This window comes from Paramixta manurensis (assembly GCF_013285385.1).
Taxonomy (GTDB): Bacteria; Pseudomonadota; Gammaproteobacteria; order Enterobacterales; family Enterobacteriaceae; genus Paramixta; species Paramixta manurensis.
In genome coordinates this window covers 730,810-750,552 of the sequence record NZ_CP054212.1, presented here as the reverse complement: position 1 = coordinate 750,552, position 19,743 = coordinate 730,810, and the positions used below count along the sequence as shown (strand labels likewise).

At 49.7% G+C, this 19,743-nt stretch carries 19 protein-coding genes; all 19 read right to left on the bottom strand.

Features of this window, described 5'->3' with window-relative positions; genetic code table 11:
* The 19 genes from tssH to tssC all read right to left on the bottom strand — a co-directional run bounded on the left by tssH (window position 1) and on the right by tssC (window position 19,741).
* On the bottom strand, window positions 1–2,616 hold the full coding sequence (gene tssH / locus PMPD1_RS03695) for a type VI secretion system ATPase TssH (protein ID WP_173632764.1): 2,616 nt from the start codon (window positions 2,614–2,616) through the stop codon (window positions 1–3).
* Between the two features lie 123 nt (window positions 2,617–2,739).
* Entirely contained in the window at window positions 2,740–3,801 is a 1,062-nt protein-coding gene (gene tssG, locus PMPD1_RS03690) for a type VI secretion system baseplate subunit TssG (protein WP_173632763.1), read from the bottom strand.
* Window positions 3,798–5,672: a type VI secretion system baseplate subunit TssF gene (tssF, locus tag PMPD1_RS03685; RefSeq protein ID WP_173632762.1), complete on the bottom strand. Its 1,875-nt coding sequence runs from the start codon at window positions 5,670–5,672 to the stop codon at window positions 3,798–3,800. The genes tssG and tssF overlap by 4 nt, the downstream gene beginning before the upstream one ends.
* 2 nt (window positions 5,673–5,674) lie before the next feature.
* Entirely contained in the window at window positions 5,675–6,253 is a 579-nt protein-coding gene (tssE, locus tag PMPD1_RS03680) for a type VI secretion system baseplate subunit TssE (protein WP_173632761.1), read from the bottom strand.
* Window positions 6,246–7,076: a type VI secretion system accessory protein TagJ gene (locus tag PMPD1_RS03675; RefSeq protein WP_173632760.1), complete on the bottom strand. Its 831-nt coding sequence runs from the start codon at window positions 7,074–7,076 to the stop codon at window positions 6,246–6,248. The genes tssE and PMPD1_RS03675 overlap by 8 nt, the downstream gene beginning before the upstream one ends.
* An 18-nt stretch (window positions 7,077–7,094) precedes the next feature.
* The gene (locus PMPD1_RS03670; RefSeq protein ID WP_173632759.1) at window positions 7,095–8,105 is read right to left on the bottom strand and encodes a hypothetical protein; all 1,011 of its coding nucleotides are present in this window, start codon (window positions 8,103–8,105) and stop codon (window positions 7,095–7,097) included.
* 25 nt (window positions 8,106–8,130) lie between these two features.
* The gene (locus PMPD1_RS03665; RefSeq protein WP_173632758.1) at window positions 8,131–8,925 is read right to left on the bottom strand and encodes a PP2C family protein-serine/threonine phosphatase; all 795 of its coding nucleotides are present in this window, start codon (window positions 8,923–8,925) and stop codon (window positions 8,131–8,133) included.
* A complete protein-coding gene (gene tagH / locus PMPD1_RS03660; RefSeq protein ID WP_173632757.1) occupies window positions 8,925–10,856 on the bottom strand; it encodes a type VI secretion system-associated FHA domain protein TagH in 1,932 nt (643 codons plus the stop codon). The genes PMPD1_RS03665 and tagH overlap by 1 nt, the downstream gene beginning before the upstream one ends.
* Window positions 10,857–11,002: 146 nt before the next feature.
* Window positions 11,003–12,301, bottom strand: a complete 1,299-nt coding sequence (locus tag PMPD1_RS03655; protein ID WP_173632756.1) for a lysozyme inhibitor LprI family protein — start codon at window positions 12,299–12,301, stop codon at window positions 11,003–11,005.
* A gap of 7 nt (window positions 12,302–12,308) precedes the next feature.
* Entirely contained in the window at window positions 12,309–12,851 is a 543-nt protein-coding gene (locus PMPD1_RS03650) for a hypothetical protein (RefSeq protein ID WP_173632755.1), read from the bottom strand.
* 72 nt (window positions 12,852–12,923) lie between these two features.
* Window positions 12,924–13,271, bottom strand: coding sequence for a hypothetical protein (locus tag PMPD1_RS03645; RefSeq protein ID WP_354292775.1), 348 nt, complete (start codon window positions 13,269–13,271; stop codon window positions 12,924–12,926).
* Between the two features lie 95 nt (window positions 13,272–13,366).
* The gene (locus PMPD1_RS03640; RefSeq protein WP_354292773.1) at window positions 13,367–13,777 is read right to left on the bottom strand and encodes a lysozyme inhibitor LprI family protein; all 411 of its coding nucleotides are present in this window, start codon (window positions 13,775–13,777) and stop codon (window positions 13,367–13,369) included.
* 117 nt (window positions 13,778–13,894) lie between these two features.
* The gene (locus PMPD1_RS03635) at window positions 13,895–14,677 is read right to left on the bottom strand and encodes a lysozyme inhibitor LprI family protein (RefSeq protein WP_173632754.1); all 783 of its coding nucleotides are present in this window, start codon (window positions 14,675–14,677) and stop codon (window positions 13,895–13,897) included.
* Window positions 14,678–14,685: 8 nt separating this feature from the next.
* Window positions 14,686–15,516: a DUF8812 domain-containing protein gene (locus PMPD1_RS03630; protein WP_173632753.1), complete on the bottom strand. Its 831-nt coding sequence runs from the start codon at window positions 15,514–15,516 to the stop codon at window positions 14,686–14,688.
* 72 nt (window positions 15,517–15,588) lie between these two features.
* The gene (locus PMPD1_RS03625) at window positions 15,589–16,071 is read right to left on the bottom strand and encodes an Hcp family type VI secretion system effector (RefSeq protein ID WP_173632752.1); all 483 of its coding nucleotides are present in this window, start codon (window positions 16,069–16,071) and stop codon (window positions 15,589–15,591) included.
* Between the two features lie 351 nt (window positions 16,072–16,422).
* Window positions 16,423–16,791, bottom strand: a complete 369-nt coding sequence (locus PMPD1_RS03620; protein WP_173632751.1) for a T6SS amidase immunity protein Tai4 family protein — start codon at window positions 16,789–16,791, stop codon at window positions 16,423–16,425.
* Window positions 16,776–17,255 (bottom strand): type VI secretion system amidase effector protein Tae4, encoded by a 480-nt coding sequence (locus PMPD1_RS03615; RefSeq protein WP_173632750.1) that lies wholly within the window; start codon window positions 17,253–17,255, stop codon window positions 16,776–16,778. Before PMPD1_RS03615 ends, PMPD1_RS03620 begins: the two co-directional genes overlap by 16 nt.
* A gap of 65 nt (window positions 17,256–17,320) precedes the next feature.
* Window positions 17,321–17,803 carry an Hcp family type VI secretion system effector gene (locus PMPD1_RS03610; RefSeq protein ID WP_173632749.1) on the bottom strand — a complete coding sequence of 161 codons (483 nt, stop codon included), beginning with the start codon at window positions 17,801–17,803 and terminating at the stop codon, window positions 17,321–17,323.
* 435 nt (window positions 17,804–18,238) lie between these two features.
* Window positions 18,239–19,741, bottom strand: coding sequence for a type VI secretion system contractile sheath large subunit (gene tssC / locus PMPD1_RS03605; protein WP_173632748.1), 1,503 nt, complete (start codon window positions 19,739–19,741; stop codon window positions 18,239–18,241).
* Window positions 19,742–19,743 lie beyond the last annotated feature (2 nt).

Below are 19,743 nucleotides of genomic sequence, written 5' to 3'. Positions count from 1 at the left end.
TCACGCCTCAAACTGACACTGAAACTCACCCTGCTCCAACGTCACACGCAGGCGGCGATATTTTTCGTCACGCGCGCTGGCGGAAAGCAGCATCTGGCTCATTTGCGGCAGCAGGGTATTAGTAAGAATGGCGTCGACCATACGTCCGCCCGACTCCACTTCGGTACAGCGTTGGACGATTTGCGCAATCACGCTTTCGTCCACTTCCGATACGATACCGTGGTTTTCTTCCAGGCGGCGCTGCACACGTCGCAACTGGAGACGCACAATATTTGCCAGCACCGTATCGCTTAATGGGTAATAAGGCACCACTAACAAACGCCCCAACAAAGCTGGCGGGAAGACCTCCAACAATGGCGGACGTAGCGCAGTGGTTAACGCTTCCGGCTCCGGCATTAATTCCGGGTCAGCACACATGGCGCTGATTAATTGCGTACCAACATTCGAAGTAAGAATGATGATGGTATTGCGGAAATCGATATGGCGCCCTTCGCCATCCTCCATCCAGCCTTTATCAAACACCTGGAAGAAAATTTCATGCACGTCCGGGTGCGCTTTCTCGATCTCATCCAGTAACACCACGCTATAAGGGCGACGGCGTACCGCCTCGGTTAACACGCCGCCTTCACCATAGCCAACGTAGCCCGGCGGCGCCCCTTTCAGGGTAGAAACGGTATGTGCTTCCTGGAATTCGCTCATATTAATGGTAATGATGTTCTGCTCGCCGCCATACAGGGTTTCCGCCAATGCTAATGCGGTTTCGGTTTTCCCAACGCCGGAAGGGCCGCACAGCATAAACACGCCAACCGGCTTGTTCGGATCATCCAGCCGCGCCCGTGAGGTGCGCACCCGTTTCGCGATCAGGTCCAGACCGTGGCGCTGACCAATAACCCGCTCATTTAGCGTATCGGCCAGGCTGAGCACCGCATCGATTTCATTTTTCACCATGCGTCCCAGCGGAATGCCGGTCCAGTCGGAGACCACTGCCGCTACCACGTTGGCATCCACGGCGGCAAACAATAAGGGCGCTTCGCCCTGCAATTGGCTCAATTGCTGCTGTTTTTCCGCCAGCGCCTGATGCACCGTCGCCGGGTCATCAACCTGTTCGTCGTGCAATTGCGCGCGCAGGGCAATAATGCCATCCACCAGTTCACGTTCCTGTTGCCAGCGAGCGGTTAATGCATCACGCTCCGTCGCCAGGGCGGTCAGTTGCGCGTTAATGGCTTCTACACGGGCAGGGTCGCCAATCGCCACTTTTGCTTCACGCTCGGCAATGCCCAACTCAATTTCCAGCGCGGCAATCCGGTGCAAGCAATCTTCCAGTTGCGGCGGCTGTGCGCTCTGGCTAACCGCCACGCGGGCGCAGGCGGTATCCAACAACGCGACCGCTTTATCCGGTAACTGACGGGCAGGAATGTAACGATGAGAGAGTTTTACCGCCGCGCTTACCGCTTCATCCAACAGCAGCACGCGGTGATGTGTTTCTAACGGGCTGACGGTGCTCCGGAGCATTAGCAACGCTTTATCTTCGTCAGGCTCGTGCACTTGTACCGTCTGGAAGCGGCGCGTTAATGCCGGATCCTTTTCAATGTACTTTTTGTACTCCGCCCATGTGGTGGCGCCGATGGTGCGTAACTGCCCGCGCGCCAGCGCCGGTTTAAGCAGGTTGGCGGCGTCGCCGGTTCCCTGCTGGCCGCCCGCGCCGACCAGCGTATGGATTTCATCAATAAACAGGATGATCGGGATCGGGCTGGACTGCACTTCGTTGATCAACGCCTGTAGCCGCGCTTCAAACTCGCCCTTCATGCCAGCACCGGCTTGTAACATCCCAATATCCAGTAGCCAGAGCTGTACCTCCTGCAACGGCGCAGGCACATCGCCTGCCGCGATGCGCAGCGCTAGCCCTTCCACCACCGCGGTTTTGCCGACGCCAGCTTCACCAGTCAGCAAAGGGTTGTTTTGCCGACGGCGCATCAAAATATCCACCATCTGGCGAATCTCTTCGTCGCGTCCGGCTACCGGATCAATTTTGCCTGCCCGCGCCCGCGCGGTGAGATCCTGCGCATATTGCGCCAGCGTGCCTTTTTGCTGCGGCGCGGCCGAAGGGTTTTCTGCCGGTTGCCCGCTCACCTGCTGCGCTTCTTTGCTGTTGCCGAACACGGTATCAAATTGTTCCAGCAATGCGTCGGCGCTAATCCGGTTGAACTGACCAGAGATCCCTTTCAGGACGTTCGCCAAATTGAAGGTTTTCAGGATACCAATCAGTAAATGACCGCCACGGATCTGCCCGACGCCAAATTTCAACGAGCCGTATACCCATGCACGCTCCACCGCGCTATCAATATGTTCAGAGAGATCGGATACCGCGCTGGCACCGCGCGGCAGGCGATCGAGCGCCGCAACAATGTCGCGCGTTAGCGCTTCTTCATCCAGCGAAAAATGGCGGATGAGGTGCTGAAGATCGCCATCCTGTTGCTGCATCAGTTGGTGTAACCAGTGAACCAATTCAACATACGGATTACCGCGCAGCTTACAAAAGGCCGTCGCGCTTTCCAGAGAAGTAAATAACAGCGTGTCCAATTTGCCGAAGAGTACGGCGCGGCTGATTTCTGACATGGTTGATCTCGTTGAAGTTAGCGTTAAGGGCGCCTAAAAATATCTGATTAATAACGAAATAATAGACAGAGGAAAACAAGGGTTAGAGAAATAAAACCGTCGGTAGCAAAGCCTGAGCGACGATTATTGCAGTGTTTCACGCGGTTCCGGGCTAAAGGTTAAGTCACTACGCGGTTGCGGTATCGGCTGGGTGCCGAGCCAGCTGCTAAACCCCAGTTGCGCATCGCCGCCTAACTTAACGCCCTGTACATCATCGGCATCCAATACCAGCCGCACTTCCCAAACATACTCAATGCCTAAATATTGCCGCACCCAATCACGTAGCTGTTCAGCCCACGGTTGGCCGGGCAGGAAGCGACGGTAGTTCGCGCCGGAGAGCGGCCCCAGTTCAATGCGTAATTTATGCTGGATATCGCGTACCGCTACGCCAAGAAATGATGATTCACCCAAACGCGGCATCCGACGTCCGGCACCTAAACGGGCGCGTTCGCGGCTGCTCAGCGGCAGCCATTGCGGGACGTTTTCCACTAACGTTACCGGCACCTTGAAATAGTGCCGCAAAATTTTTTGCAATCCTTCCGCATCGCGGCCATGGCGGGTTAAGTGACCCGCCAACATAAAGCGTGCGTGCTCGCTCAGGCTGCCCTTTGCCAGTTGACCCGGTTGCCCCATGCCAATCAGGCTAGCCAGATAGTGGTCAAAACGCTGACCATCGGCACGATCAAGCGAGACCGTGGGCTGCGCATCGGCCCAGGCGCGATAAAACAGCAGCGTTAAGCGATGATGAAACAGATCGGCAAACGCCGTCAGGCTGGTATCCTGATGATGATAAATACGCTCACGCGCATACTCGGTCATATGGATCGGCAGCGGCCCATTCGGCCCGAACAAGCCAAAACTAAAAATCGACACCTCGTGCAGCGGGCTGTTTTCGCGCTGCCGCACGCTGGCAAGCGTCGAGGGCGCAAAAGCCAGCGAAGGCTCTTGTCCCAGGCGTAACGGCTCATGACGTGGCTGTGGCGCGCGACCGAGCGGATATTTTTCTCCGCCCTGCGCATCAATACGGCGTAACAGTTGGAACAGATCATAGCGCCACGGCGTCTCTTTTAACGCCAGCCAAAAGGCATCCGGTAAACGTTTTAAGGCGCGCACTTGCCATTGTTGATGGCTGACGGTTTCACTCATATCAGCGCCCTTTTGCCCATCCGCGGCGGCCAGTAACCGACATCGCCACGTTGCTGGCTGGTTAGCGTCATTTCAGTAAACGAGTTTGCCGCCACCAAACGTGAAAACACCCGCTCCAGCACGCTGCCCAGTAACCACGGACTGGAACCAGAGAAAGCCTGCTCATCCACGTTTAGCTCAATACCAATCCCGCGCGCGAACACAATCGGCCCAGGCTCCGGCACCCGACGATGAACCGGTTTGAGTACGCAATGCCTGATCCCCTCAATCTGCCGGGCGACCGGCGCTTCGGCGAGGTTAGCATACAACCCAAGAAGCTGGCGCAATGCGGCGGCACCGCTGCCATCGTCACCGTCCATCAGGCTTAAGTAGTTCATTTGCAACTGGCTGATCAACCGCCACGTTGTTAATCCTTCCGCCAGCGCAGGACGCGGTGGCGTTGGGCCTTTACGCATCGTCAGCTTGCTGGAGGGCACCGAGTCCGGTAGCAGAAAGTTACCTTGCTCTTGCTGTAACAGCATTAACGGCAGGTCGCGGCTGGTGCACATGACATCGGCGGTTAAATAGCGCAACTCTTCCTGCCACGGTGAATGGCGTTCATCCACCAGCGAGAGAAACACTTCGGAACCGATATAACCGGTGCGCGTACCATACCGCTGCGCATGTTCCGAGAGCGTACGCTGTTCGCGTCGAACCGAAAAATAGGCGCCGAAATCACCGCCATCGCGGCTAAAAGTGCTCCAGAAGGGGCGAAACACCTGCTCTTCGCGGCGTTCGTCGCTACTGGCATACAGTTTTTGTACCGAGAAAATTTCGTAATCGAGTGGGCGAATATTGTCGACCACCAGATGGTATTCGTGTTGGCTGGCGCTAATTTTTTTCCGTTCCGCCACTTTGGGGAACAGGTTAATCACCGGCGTGCAATGCAAGGCTAAATGGCTGGCATCCACCACACGTTCCAGCGCGGCGTCGGTCTTATCCAGCAGCACGATGATTTCAAACTCCCGAATGCCCTGCGCCTGTTTGAGGATCGGGCGCAGTTGGCTAATGCTCAGGAACTGAAAACGGGCCGGGAAAGCGAAATACTCTTGCAATAGACGATAGCCATCGAAATTACGCAAATCGTCCGGTAACAGCGCCTGCTCCGGTTCGAACCCCTCTTGCCTGAGCGCGCCATCCGGCAATACCACCCGACGCGGCTGTTTATTAACCGTCTGGCAGAAGATGCCAACCTGATGTTCCATCACCAATTCCAACAACTTCAGCGCCTGAATATCCGGGCCACTGAGGAAGAACACCAGTTGGTCGAAATCAACATGATCAAGCGTCGTGGAATCATCACATGTCAGGCGGATACGTAGCGCGCTCACCGCGCCACGCTGGCTTAGCCCAAGCTGGCCCAATGGAATATCAGCCGGGACGCCGCCCAACTCCACTTGCTTAATGCTCAGCGGCAGCAAAGTGACATCGTGCGCGGTGGTGTAGCTACAGGTCACACCATTTTTTTTCAGCGTTTGGCTATCCATCATGGTGCCGCGCGGAACCACAAACCCTTGGGTAATATCCCCTTTATTGCTGTCTGGATGAATCTCGGCAATCGCCATTGATGGCGTCGGCGCCAGGTAATTTGGCGCGATCATTTCCAGTAAGCGCTGCGAAAAACGCGGGAACTCGGCATCCATTTTGAGCTGCACGCGTGAGGTCAAAAAGGCAACGCCTTCCATTAGCCGCTCAACGTACGGATCGGCAACCTCAATCCCTCGCATGCCCAAACGCCCTGCCACTTTGGGATAGCGCTCGGCAAACTCCGCGCCCATCTCGCGCAGATACGCCAGTTCACGGTTGTAATAATCGAGCAGTTTACTGTCCATGCTTAACCTACTTCTTTTAGCTCAAAGTGACCGTTTTCCAGGTCAACGTCGGTGCGGAACAGAAATTCCAGTGGATACGGTACACACCACAGGCGGCCTTTGATTTCAATGGATAACACGTTATGCAGTTCCAGCGAACCGGTGTCAGAAACACAGCGGACCTGTAACCCTTGCGGCAAAATACGTGGCTCGAAATTGATAATCGCCTCGGTCAACTTACGCTGAATGTCTTGCCATTCAATGTCGGACATACGCTGACCAGCCAGCGGCGCGACACCAAAATTCCATGCCGAACGCCGCACCTGCGGAAAAGGCGCCAGATCTTGCTGAGCCTCATTATTGATACTGTTAAACAGCCACTGTAGATCGCGCAATACATGGCGGCGCAGTGCGCTGTGTGAAACCAACGTTTGGCTGACCGGTTCCTGTTGCTTGTCTGGCGCGTTATCGGTCAGACGGTCAAGCAGCGAAGGCTGCATTTTATCGCGCGCGCCCAGCGTCTCTTTACCTTTACGAAAACGGTAGCCGCCACGCAGCACATCACCGCCCTCAAAAGGATTATGATCGGCGTTATTACTCATCGGCGAAATCACTGGCGATAAACGCAAGCGTCTCCAGGTTTAACAACGAAAATTCAGCGCTATCGTTAAGCCATACCTTCTGGCCCTGACCGATAAACTGCTGCTCGTCGGCATCCAGCGGCTGCCACTCGGTCACGTTCGCCAGACGAACGGCATCACTCGCCTCAGCTTCGAATGGGTAACGCACCGGGATTTGGCACACCTGCTCCGCGCCATCCACCAGCCGCACCAGGGTGTGACGCCAAACCAGATCGGTTACGCTGGCCGGAGCCTGGAAGCGCATTTCGGCGATGGCGCTAAACGGCACCCAGTAGTAATTGCCATTGACGATCATTTCGCACACCGGCCCTAAACGCCCGTCGCCATCAATCAGCCACGCAAACGGCTGAGCGGCCTCATCCCCTTGCAGCGTTGCGCTACCGGGGTTTTCCGCCGCGGCGTCAAACGCCGCCAGACGCAGCGCATCAGCCTGTTGCCGATCGCCTTGCGTTTGCGCCAAAAGCGCCTGATGTAACGTTTCTGCCCAGCTAAATGCACCACCCGGCAGGCGTGGCGTTCCCTGACCGCGAAAAACGTCAGCACGCTGTAACTCTCCGCTAATCGCCTGTTCCAGCAACGTCACGGTCGGCTGCGCCTGCGGTTTCAGCGCCAGCCAGCTTTTCAGTTGGGTTTGCGCCCGCGTCCAGTTACCCGCCAGACACAACAGTTGCACAAAGGCCGCACGCTGATCGGCATCGGCGGGTTGCGCCTTGATTTGGCTTTCCACCCGCGCCAACGTCTCCGTCAGTGAAGCGCCAGCCATCAATTGTTGAAGAGAGTGCATAAAAATTCCTTTGTCGGCTTATTTAATGGTACGCCAGGTGCCGGCGGCGGGATCTTTTAACTGCGGATGCAGTGCGTCAACCAGCAAAATGGTCAGTGAACCGCCATTGGCAAGGTAAGGCGCCCAGACTTTACGCACCTCTTCCAAACGCGCTTTTAAAGCGCCTTCATCGTTCGCTTCGTTTTGCGCCATCTGTACGGCGACGGTGCCATTATTCAGCCAGCCGTTCACGCGCGCGGTATAGGGCAGGATCATCCAACTCTGCGGCGATCTTTCATCGCTGAGCACCATGCGCTGGTTGTTTACGGTGGTAATTTGCAGGCTATTACTGTCGTCATTATTGGCAAAATCGGAAACCGGGAAGCCTTGCAGGAAAGTGACCGAGAGCTTTTTCGCCGCGCCTTGTCCCATTTGGGTTAACTGACTTTTGCCGTTTAACCACCCATCGCTGGCGCAGGTTACGCCCCCTTTTGCCGGGACAAACAGCGCGCCAGCCTGGCTATCATCACGCCAGTAAGTGCGGAAGTGGCAACCATCCAGCAAGCTGAACTGGATCCATGGGGTGGTATCCGCCGCGGGCGACAGATCTTCCGCCCTGACGACCGGCGGTGTCGGCGGTTGGGTCGGAGATGATGTGTTTTCCGGCGCTTGCGTAGCCGGTGCGCTCTGCGCCACTTCCGGCTCAATGGTTACCGCCCAGTTTTTAGCTTTGGTCGCTGAGCCGTGCGCCAGTTTTTGCCCTGCGCTATCGTTCATTTGCCACTGAATGGTGTTCAGTTTGCCACACTGGTTCGCCAGCAGGCTGCCGACGCGTGGCAGAAAATCCTTCAGAATGGTTGGGTTCTTGTCGCCTTTCGCCACAATCCGTAAAGGCAATTCGCGCGCGCACCAACTGGCGGGCTTGTTGTCTTTGATATTATCAATATACAGATCCAGCTTAAGCGTGCGGGAGGAGACGATGTTGTAATCTTCCGCCCAGGCGCTGGTCGCTACCAGCAGGGTTAACGCACCTGTTAGCCAATATTTCATACGATTCCTTGCCTGATGCCTTATCTTAATCACGAAGGGGAATGAACTGGGCCGCTTCTGACAACGAGTGCAACAGCGTTGTATCCTGCGGCGATCCCACCCAAACGGCAACAGCACTGTAGTTGTCCTGCTGACCATCCGATCGTTCATCGTTTTTCTTCAATATTTGGTGCATTAAGGTCAGCCACTCTTCCGGCGTATTAACCATGTGCAGCGATTGTTGCATATGTTGCTGCGACACCCCGTGCCAGAAACCATCGGTGCAGAGTAAGAAGGCATCGCCATCTTCAATCGGCACCACATCGCTGTAGCTGGCATCGCGTTCTTCATCCCCCATGCCCAAAGCGAAATAGAGTAGGTTGCTGTTGATCCCTTCGGTTTGATGCCCCGCATCTTTCATCTGTTGGATCAGACTATGATCGGTGGTGACATGGTAAAGATAGCCACGGCGAAACAGATATAAGCGGCTATCCCCCGCATGGGCCCAGTACGCCAGTTCATAATCGCGGTCAATAAACAGGCTGACCATAGTGGTCCCCATGCGGCTATAGTTTTGTCTGGCTTTTTGTTCACGGCGGATGGCGCTATTGGCTTGGGTGACATACTGGCGAATATGCTGCGCATCCAGATGTTGTTCGCCGTTAAATTGTTCAAGGATGGTATTACGCGCCAGCGCGGCGGCGACATCGCCGCCCGGAAAACCGGCTACACCGTCGCAGACCACAAAGCAGGCGGAACGCTCACCAATAACATCTCCGGTTTGATCCTGATTGCTCTCGCGGTTTCCCTGATTCGACATAGAGGCAATGGTGATATTCATTATTCTTCCGATCGGGTCTGTGAGTCTTTGTATTGGTTAACTTCCATATCGTAGGCGTGTAAAAATGCTTCGCCGAAGAGAGTATGGAAGTCATCTTCAATTTCACCGGCCGTTTGGTTATAGCGCCGGGTAAAGTGTTCCCATAGCGCGGCTTTACGGCTACCGGGCAGCGAGAGGCGTGACGTCATCCCCTCTTCACGCGCCTCTTCCTCTAACTGTTCCGGATTAAAGGATTGCAACATAGAGGCGATAATGGCGCGGATACCGGCAATCATACCAAGCTGATGGGCCTGCAAATCGACTAACGCATCGCGTACTGCTTGTTTCGGCGGCATAAAGCCTGGCATGCGGCTACCGAACATCTGCATCAGTACCGTTTTTCCGGATGGCAGCAGTTTGAATGGGTTGTTCGCATCATCAAGAATGACGGTCATATCGGCTTTTACGCCACGTTTCAGAATCGAACGTGATGACAGTAAGGCCACGGTTCCTTGCGAGAACATACTCAACATCTGACCCAGTTGCTGCATATTATCGCGGTCAAAATGGGGGACTGGCTGCATATCATTTAGCCCCATTCCATCAATTAACGCCTGCAGCAGTTCACCCTGTAAAGCTTCACCATTAGAGGGCTGCGCGCTAGAGGCCTGGGCGCTGCTGGCGACCGGGTCGATCCGTAAACGTCCTTTTGGCGGCGGCGTGTTAGTCCGTTGAACCGCCTGTGGCGTAGGCAGTGTGATGCCACCATAATCCGGCTGCGGTGCGCTGGGCGCCGCATCGTTAAACAGCGGGGAATCCTCAATTGAGACCGGCCTTGCCGATGCAACCGGCTCCTCTGGCAACGGCACTATCGGTTCCGGCGTCGGCGGCGTTGTTGCCTCCGCTGGCGGCTCATCGGCAAACAGTGGCGAATCGGCTAATGAAGATGCATCGCCAAACAACGGTGAGTTTTCCACATCGGCCGCGTTGCCGAACAGGTTATTGGCATCCGGCAACGGCTCAGAGGGCATTTTTGGCGGCGCAGGCGGAATGATCGGCTGTTGCTGTTGCGGCGACGTTTTCATCTGTGAACCCGGCACCGCATCATCCGGATGCGCCAGCGGCACCGCGCCGCCCATCATTAATCCCAGCGGATCGTCGCTGTTAATTTTGGCCGGAGAGTGCCCGCCGCCAAATAGCGCCAACGGATCAAGTTCATCACCCTGCGGCGCGGCCGGTTTTTGTGGTTTTTCCGCTGGCTGTTGTAACAACGTGGTAGGCGTACTGTCGTCAAAAATGCTGTCGCTTTTAAACAGTTCATCGCTATCGTTAAACAGCGAATCTGGCGTCGGTTTACGCTGGTCGAAATCGGGTGTGTCCTGCTGCCGGAACTGCGCCAGCGGATCTTCCGGATTACGGTTAGCGGCGCTCTGCTCAGTAAGCGGATTATGCGCTGCGGCAGGCGTTACGGGTTTAGTGCGGCTCGAAAGATTATCCGAGATCGAAAACTCCTGCGCCAAACTATCCCAGATTTCACTCGGAATCGCCGCCGGGCCGCTTTCAGCGGCGGCAGGTTTCGCCGTGGGCTGCGGTGCAGGCTGCGCCGCCACCGGGCGCGGTACTGGCTGTACCGGAGAGTTAAGATCGCTAACCTGCAAACGGTAATCGTCAATGCCGAGAATATCGCCATCCTGTAAATCGACCTGCCGTCCACGTTCCAGTGGAATATCATTCAGTACCACGCGTGTAACGTTCCCACGGTTGGTTATGCGGCATTCGCCATCGGCAGTGATATGAACGATCGCTTGTAAGCGCGAGATGGTGCGGTCATCGTCGGGGAGGACCAGGTTATTATCAATTCCGCGCCCGATAGTGCCACCCGGCGACAAAAAGTCACAGCTACTCTGCGGCGGCTGATGACCGGCTTTGTTCGTTATAATCGTAAATCGCATAACGTATTCCTGCGTTTGATGTATTCGGCGTTCAAGCCGCGCGGGTCTTGATCAAAACCGGCGGGGTTTGCAGGCAGAATGGAAGAACCAGCAAGCTGGCTCAGTAACACTATGGGGAAAGTGGGTGTTTAAAGATTACGAAAGGTTCAAGAACCTTTCGCTTTAGCAACTAACAATCCGGTGCGTTCGCGCATTTTCTTTTCAAGGCATTGCACGTCAGATCCACAGGTATTTCTTTCTTTTAGCCAAGTTTGCTGTTCAGATTTTAAGATCACAATTTCTTTGTGTGCATCATCACTATTATGCTTAGTTTGAAAGAGGAGCATATTAAACGCGTTATTCACACTTCTGTCCCAGGCTGACAATTCAAATGATGAGCAAATTGTTTTTTCTGCGGCTGAGCTTGCTTTTGAACAATCGAAACCAGGATTTGGCTGTGGGTGAGCAGGGAGCCGTTTTAAAACAAGGTATGAATCACTATACCAGTTAGTAAGAATAGTATTAGCATCCAGTTTCACTAACCAGTTACCAACCTTATTACCTTTAGGACCAAACCTTCCTTCCGAACATGAAATTATTAGCGGTTTAAAGAAAGAGCCGCCCGAAACATTTAAATTATAGCTTTTAGCGTTGATTTTACTCACATCATCACCGGATGTGAGCCGTAACAATGTATCTAATGAAATAGCCTTATTCTCTATATATTTTGTTTTTATACAATTCTGAGACGTCAATAGATCACCCGTTATATGGCTGGCCTCAAAATTTATTATCCTGCCGACTAATTCGGGATCATTTTCTAAAATATCAGGTCGATATGCAATAAAAGTATTTATATGAACTTCTTTTATCTGCCATTGCCCATTAAGTTCTTCATCAAAATCGCTTGATGCTGTAGTTGATGGGTTATTTAACGAACGAGAAACGTTACTCTCTGGCGTTAAACGCGTGAGCGTTAAGAGGGTACCATCATACCAATTAATAAATGCTTGCCCTGTGTCTGGCATCGCCACCCAGGCATTTGCGTCGGACATATCTCTTCCGAAACTTCCACTGTGGCATAAAATTTTAAAACTGTTGATCGGGTGATTACCATCGATGCCTAAATCATAGTTTTTCGCGTTTGCGCTATCATCTCCCGACATTGAAGACGAAATAAGTTGATTCAGCGTTGTCTTCTGGGGCTGATAAGTCGGTTGCTGGCAATCCGTCTTCTCAGGAAGCGTTGAGGTAATACTTTTCGAGCCAAATGCAATAAGCCGCCCGACTAATTTATTATCATCATATTGATAATTTAGCGTACGCTCTGACGCAGTGTTAACGTTAACCTGTGACACTTTCCATTGTGAGCCTTCTATTTTTAGTTGGTTATCCTGAGCAAAACCACTCAAGGCAGAACAGTACAACATTACAATGGAGGCACGAATTAATTTATTTAATAACATTAGCACGTCACTTCCTGTAGAGTTTTTTTAATTCAGCTAAATTTTTCGCTCCTGATGAGCCAATCTTATTAGTAAGTTCCTTATCAATGGAGACACCATTATTATTAATATCAAAAATAACACTTTCATTAGCAATGGCATTAGGTGAAGCGGCTGCGTATATGACCGCTATCTTCGCCACGGTGCCCTCTTTATTGCTAAGCACGCCTACCGCTTTAGTATCATCGCAAACTTCAGACTCCCAATCAGTGAAGCCAATCGTGGGGATCACTTTGCGAATATCTCTGCCATTATCCGACCAACCGACAAAACAGACGTTATCGTCGCGTTGATTAAAGCCTTTACCCGCGATAAAAGTCCCTATTCTTTTATCGCCCAATAAAACGTTAAAGCTTTGTTTTGGTATTGGTCGTCCGTTATCAATGAAGCTTTCAACCGCCACTTTAGCAAGGCTATTCGCAAAAGGACGCTCATCAGTATTTTGGAGTGTCATTTTGGCATAAGAAGCTATCGGTATCATCAATGCTAACAAGATAATATAAACTCTCATGGCGCCCTCAATGGATAAATCCAGCTATAGCGAAGCTCAGCCTTGATCAGAGCAGTTTACGTGCGGAAACTTTCACTGTGAAGGCAAAACCGTTAATGTCCCGTTTTCTGGATCATCTTTATCACTGGCCATTTGATGCGTTTTTTGGTCAACAAACACACTAAACAAACGATGCTGTACTTGCGCATCCAGGCCACATTTTCCACCGTGTTTCTCCATTACATCCACACGGTCAATGCTCGGATCTGAGTTTTTAGTGAGTAAGTAATCAGTACAATCGGGGTTCGCTATCCAGTTTCTTTGTTCCACACTATTTTTGACGCTTGCGATAACGGCATTTTCATTTTTTTGTGTATCATTAGCATGTGCCACGGTAATAAATCCTGCAACGCCGTATAATATCAAAATAATTTTTCGCATAGTATTTTTTGATAGCAAGATGATCGTTTAACCCGGACCTCATGACATCGTGTTATGAGGTCACTTGCTTATCGCGTGGAATGGGTAGACGATTATTAATCGTAGGGAATTTCTTTTAATTGTTTAGTGCGCTCTTCATCCAACTGTGCAACACAATTATTGGTAAATACAATATAGGGATTGCTATTCTTGTCAGCAACATGTGCAAAAAGTTTGCATTGATTGTCACGATAGCTTAGCCACCCACGCTGCGCCTCTAAAAAGATAGACAGGTACTCTTTTTTTACATCTGGCTGGGCAGAGAAAGTTTCATTAATACGCTTTTTAGCATTGGCATATTCCAGATTGAGATCTTTCTCCGCCTGCGCACGATTACTTTGCGCACAAGTAAACACTTCAGGATCGCTGGTTTTTTTAGAGCAGTCTTCCGCGGCGTTTGCCGAATGGCTAAAGAAGAACAGAACCGGTAGAAACAATCCCATAATTGTAAACCAACGTGCTCTCATTTCCATCTCTCTGATATTTATAGATAACGAAAAACCTGAAGACTTTTCGTCATCTCAACTAACAATTTGGTGCGCGTATTCATGTCCAGTTCGAGGATATTCGATACGCTTTAAGCATCATTTTTCGAGCTCATCCACTCGCTGCATCAAAGTTTTTTTCAGACAAGTCGTATCTGTACCACACTTATTTCTGATAGTGAGCCATGCTTTTTGTTCGTGGCTGATTTTTACAAGTCCATCCTTATCTGTTGGATTAATTTTTTTATAATCCGTTAATTTTGATTTATATGCTTTTGCCACGCTAACATCCCAAGATGCCAAATCATTACTTTGACAAATGGTCTTCTCTGTCTGGCTGGCCGCTTTATGACAATCAAAAGAAGGAGAGACATTACTCTCTGCTGTCAAACGAGTGAGCGTTAAGATGGTACCATCATACCAATTAATAAAAATTTTCCCTGCTTCTGGCATCGCCACCCAAGCATTTGCTTCGGTCATATCCCTTCCGAAGCTTCCACTCTGGCATAAAATTTTAAAACTGTTGATTTGGTGATTACCATCAACGCCTAAATCATAGTTTTTTGCGTTTGCGCTATCATCTCCTGACATTGAAGATGAAATAAGCTGATTCAGCGTTGTCTTCTGACGTTGATAAGTAGGCTGCTGACAATCCGACTTTTCAGGAAGCGTTGAGGTAATACTTTTCGAGCTAAACTCAATAAGTCGCCCGACTAATTTATTATCATCATATTGATAATTAAGCGTACGCTCTGACTCAGTATTAACGTTAACGTGAGAGACTTGCCACTGGCTATTAGAAATTCCACTTTCATCTGAATAAGCAAAAAAAGGAAGTAATGATACACCGAGAGTAAACACATACTTAATTAAATTGCACATAAATTTCCTTAATTAGCATAAATACCATTCAGATATAAATCCACTTCATAGTTTCGTCTGTTAGTCAAACCTTTCATGACTTTTCCCTTGGATGTGTTCGCTCTCTTTATTTCAGTCATTGCATCAGCAACTTTCCCTTGATTAATGAAGGAACAGACATTATTAAAACGACCACCCGGATTATAGGAAAATGAAACAAGTGCATCGAATTCATTTTGCGTAAGTTGTACAAAAATATTGTTTCTAACCATTGAAACATATGAAGGAATAATGACTTTTAACAACGCAGTTTCCTGTGTTTCTGTTAATTTCACTGTGTTGTGATTATTAGTGGCAAAGTCACGAGCCTTATCATCCACTAGCCCTGCGCCCTCACTTATTTTTTGAGCTGTAATCTGATCCAGACCAATTCCTGTCATTGTATTTTTTATTGATTCAGAGGTTCTTTCTTTCATATCGTAACCGGGGCCTAGAGTAACGCCGCTAGCTCCTCCGGGCCAGTGTAAATAACAGCTATGACCAAGCCATGCTTCCCGGTGAAAAAGAAAGGTCATTCCGCTAACTGAAACATCCATTGCGCCCACAGCCTGTCTACCATGGCTACCACCGATCGGGGGTTGGGGGGCTCGCGTCGGGAGAGGAGTACCTAAACTGGAAAGCGTTTTACGACCAACTATGCCATCAGGATATAGATTTTTCTTTCTCTGATATTCCTTAACCGCCAGCTCAGTTTTATATCCAAAAATGCCGTCAGTAGAAACTCTTACACCATTTTCATCTAAAAGCTTTTGAAGTCGTTGTACAGCGACGCCACGATCGCCTTTTTTCAATACAGTCATCTTCATGCGGTCCAGGTTAAATAACTTTCCAGTGGAAATTACCCGCTTTATTAAAATAAAGCGGGTAATTTATTAGGCTTCTTTGTTTTCTTTAATATTCCAGCCGGCACTACTTTCAGCACCTTTGCCGCCGGAAGCGGTCTGCTCCCAGTACTGTTGCTTCACTTTTGCAGCCTGGAATGCATAAGTCACCCCAACCAGCTCACCATTATCATTGCCGGTATATTGAACCGATGTTACTAAAACATCTTCCAGTGTAATTTTTGCATATTCCACCTGTTGACCACCCGCTTTGCAAACGGAGAGTTCAACTTTGGTCAAATGCTTACCACTAGAACAGTGTTTTAATAGTGCCGTAGTAGATTTATCAATCAAAGCATTTACATGCAGATCGTTAAAGTTGACTTTACCGGCACCGCCGCCGCCGCCAACAGACATATTTCCGGGCTGAGTGGCTCCCCATGAGAAAGAAGTTATATCAGTCCAGCCAGAGTGGTTAGAATCTTTCGACTCGCCACTTACACCGTCAACTTTTAAAAACATATCAATAGCCATAAGATCTACTCTTCATTAGTTGAGATTGCTTTAAAAAGCACTAATATGGCAAACAGGAAAGCATGGGGCTGAATAAAACAGTCCATATTTTACCTCTGCCTCGCTCTTAAATATCGCTACATGGATATTTCAGAGGTACGGTTTTTATTTAACAACAATAAAAACCGAATTCTTTTTTAATTTAAAAAATAATATAGCAACTAAAATTTCAATAAAAATGATAAAACCATCCAACCACAAGAAACAGATTAACAATAAGAATAATTGTTCAAATCTATTTTTGAAAATGTTTTTATCATATTAACTGTTAACTACCACCATACTCATAAAAAACATCTTTGGAAGAGACTTTCAATCATCCTCCTTACCCTTGAAGCTATTAATCAAATCAGTAAGCTCCTTGCTATGGTAAAAATCTATACATTTTGCTAATGTCATCGACTCACCAGACTGGCTGCGATATTTTTTAGCAAGAAAATCTTTTCCCAACTTTCTCACTGCCGTATGAGCAGCTAGCGAATAATCACCAAACTCTAAATAACCCCGCGCAGCAGCCGCAGAATCATCTTTAACCTCTTTAGAGTTATAGCCTTGTGATATACAGGTACTTAGCGCATAATTTCTGATATATTGCTCTGCTGAGTATTCAGTTTTTGCATAAGACCCCACAGAAAAAAACGTGAGTGATATCAACGTAATTATTTTTACTTTAGAAGCCATATTGAAGCCTCATTTGACATAGGGAAATAGCAATGGTCTGAACATGAAGAGCCATTCCATAGCGTCGCATGTCCACTTGCATCACTCCAGCTATTAACAGAAAAAACCAAAATCCCATTTAATCCCTTAAAGTCATTTACGGTTGGATTTTTTACTGTTTTATCTGGTTTTCCATATCTCGCATAAAAATATGTCAGTAGATCTCTTACCCGATAGATATACCAATTCTTATCGTTACCAGAAACAGTTTTCCACGGCCCCCGGATTACTTTATCTCCCGAATAATTCAAGGTGTAACTCATTCGAATTGCACAAGCATTGGTAAATCCTTGAGTAGCATCCTGTTCGCCAAGAGTAATATTAGCTCCAACGTTGCCGCCAATTTTCTTTCCAACTTCAGATACGCTAATATTTATCTCACTAAAGCGGTGCCATGCCTGCAAAAACCCGGGCCTTGCTGCCATAACGTCACCTCCTTTTGCAATAAAACAGTGTTACTTTACCCACCCCAAGAGGAGCGGGCAGCTAATTAGGCTTCTTTATTCTCTTTAATATTCCAGCCAGCGCTACTTTCTGCGCCTTTACCACCAGAGGAAGTTTGCTCCCAATACTGCTGTTTAACCTTAGCAGCCTGGAATGCGTAGGAAACCCCAACCAATTCGCCATCATTTGAACCAGTATATTGTACTGATGTGACGAGAACGTCTTCCAATGTAATCCGCGTATATTCGACTTGCTGACCACCAGCTTTACAAACTGATAACTCAATCTTGGTAAGATGTTTTCCACTGGAACAGTGTTTTAGCAATGCAGTTGTTGACTTATCAATTAAAGCTTTAACATTCAGATCGTTAAAGTTAACTTTACCGGCACCGCCGCCGCCGCCAACTGCCATATTTCCCGGTTGAGACGCGCCCCAGGAAAAAGAGGTGATATCAGTCCAACCGGTGTGGTTAGAATCTTTCGATTCGCCGCTTACACCGTCAACTTTCAAAAACATATCAATAGCCATAAGATCTTCTCTTTGTTAGTTAAGATTGCTTTTAAAAAGCAGTATACCCGTCATACTTCAAGTTGCAGATGCGTTAGCAGCATTCGCTCACCCGAATCACTTACTTTAGTAAGCTCATCGGGATTCACTCTCTTGCAGCCTTCCTGCAACTCGAATTATTTAGGGCATAATATGGCAAACAGGAAAGCATGGGGCTGAATAAAACAGTCCATATTTTACCTCTGCCTCGCTCTTAAATATCGCTACATGGATATTTCAGAGATACGGTTATTTATTTAGAGGGTAATAAATAACCGGATTCTTTTATACCCGTCATACTTCAAGTTGCAGATGCGTTAGCGGCATTCGCTCACCCGAATCACTTATTTTAGTAAGCTCATCGGGATTCACTCGTTTGCTGCCTTTCTGCAACTCGAATTATTTAGGGTATATGCATTACGCATCATTTGATTTCAGCGATGGCAATTTAGAAACCAGTCGCAGAGAAACGGTTAACCCTTCCAGTTGATAATGCGGACGCAGGAAGAATTTCGCTGCGTAATAACCTGGGTTATCTTCAATTTCCTGCACCTGCACTTCTGCCGCCGCCAGTGGCTTACGAGATTTGGTTTCCTGTGAGGAGTTAGCCGGATCGCCATCCACATAGTTCATCACCCAATCATTCAACCAGCGCTCCATCTCATCGCGCTCACGGAACGAACCGATTTTGTCGCGCACAATACACTTCAGGTAGTGGGCGAAACGGCAGCAAGCAAACAGATAGGGCAAACGCGCAGAGAGACGTGCGTTAGCCGTCGCGTCAGCATCGTGATACTCCGCCGGTTTTTGCAGTGACTGCGCGCCGATAAATGCGGCGAAATCAGAGTTTTTACGGTGTACCAGCGGCATAAAGCCATTTTTCGCCAGTTCCGCTTCGCGACGATCGCTAATCGCGATTTCGGTTGGGCATTTCATGTCCACGCCGCCGTCATCGCTCGGGAAGGTGTGACACGGTAAGTCTTCTACCGCGCCGCCGGATTCCACACCGCGAATTGAGGTGCACCAGCCGTACTCTTTAAATGAGCGGTTGATATTGGCCGCCATCGCGTAGGCCGCGTTAGTCCAGGTATAGTGGCTATGGTTAGCGCCGTCGGTTTCTTCTTCAAAATCAAAGCTATCCACCGGATTGGTACGAATACCGTAAGGCAGACGCGATAAGAAACGCGGCATCACTAGGCCAAGATAGCGCGCATCTTCCGATTCACGCAGGCTACGCCAGGCAGCGTATTCGGTATTCTGGAAAATCTTGGTGAGATCGCGCGGGTTCGCCAGTTCCTGCCAGGATTCCATCTGCATGACGGTCGGCGCGGTGCCGGTAATAAACGGGCAGTGCGACGCGGCGCCAATACGCGCCATTTCACCCAGCAGTTCCACGTCTTGCGGGCTATGATCGAAGTAGTAATCGCCCACCAGGCAACCAAAAGGCTCGCCGCCAAACTGGCCGTACTCTTCTTCATAGATTTTCTTGAAAATCGGGCTTTGATCCCAACCCACGCCTTTATAGCGCTTTAAGGTTCGGCCCAGTTCCTGCTTCGAAATGCTCATAAAACGGATTTTCAGCATTTCGTCCGTTTCGGTGTTATTGACCAGGTAGCTCAGGCCACGCCACGCGCCTTCCAGTTTTTGGAAATCGTCATGGTGAATAATCTGGTTAACCTGTTGAGAGAGTTTTTCGTCGATTTCAGCAATTAACGCCTGAATGGTGCGATAAGCGTCGCTAGAAACCGTGACGGTATTTTCCAGCGCTTGCTGCGCCAGCGTTTTTACCGCGCTTTCCACCGCCGCTCGCGCCTGGTCGCTCTTCGGACGGAACTCTTTATTCAGCAACGCGCTGAATTCATCCTGGCTATAACTGCCCTGCTGCTCTGGCTGGGACTGCTGTTGAGAAGGATTACTCATTG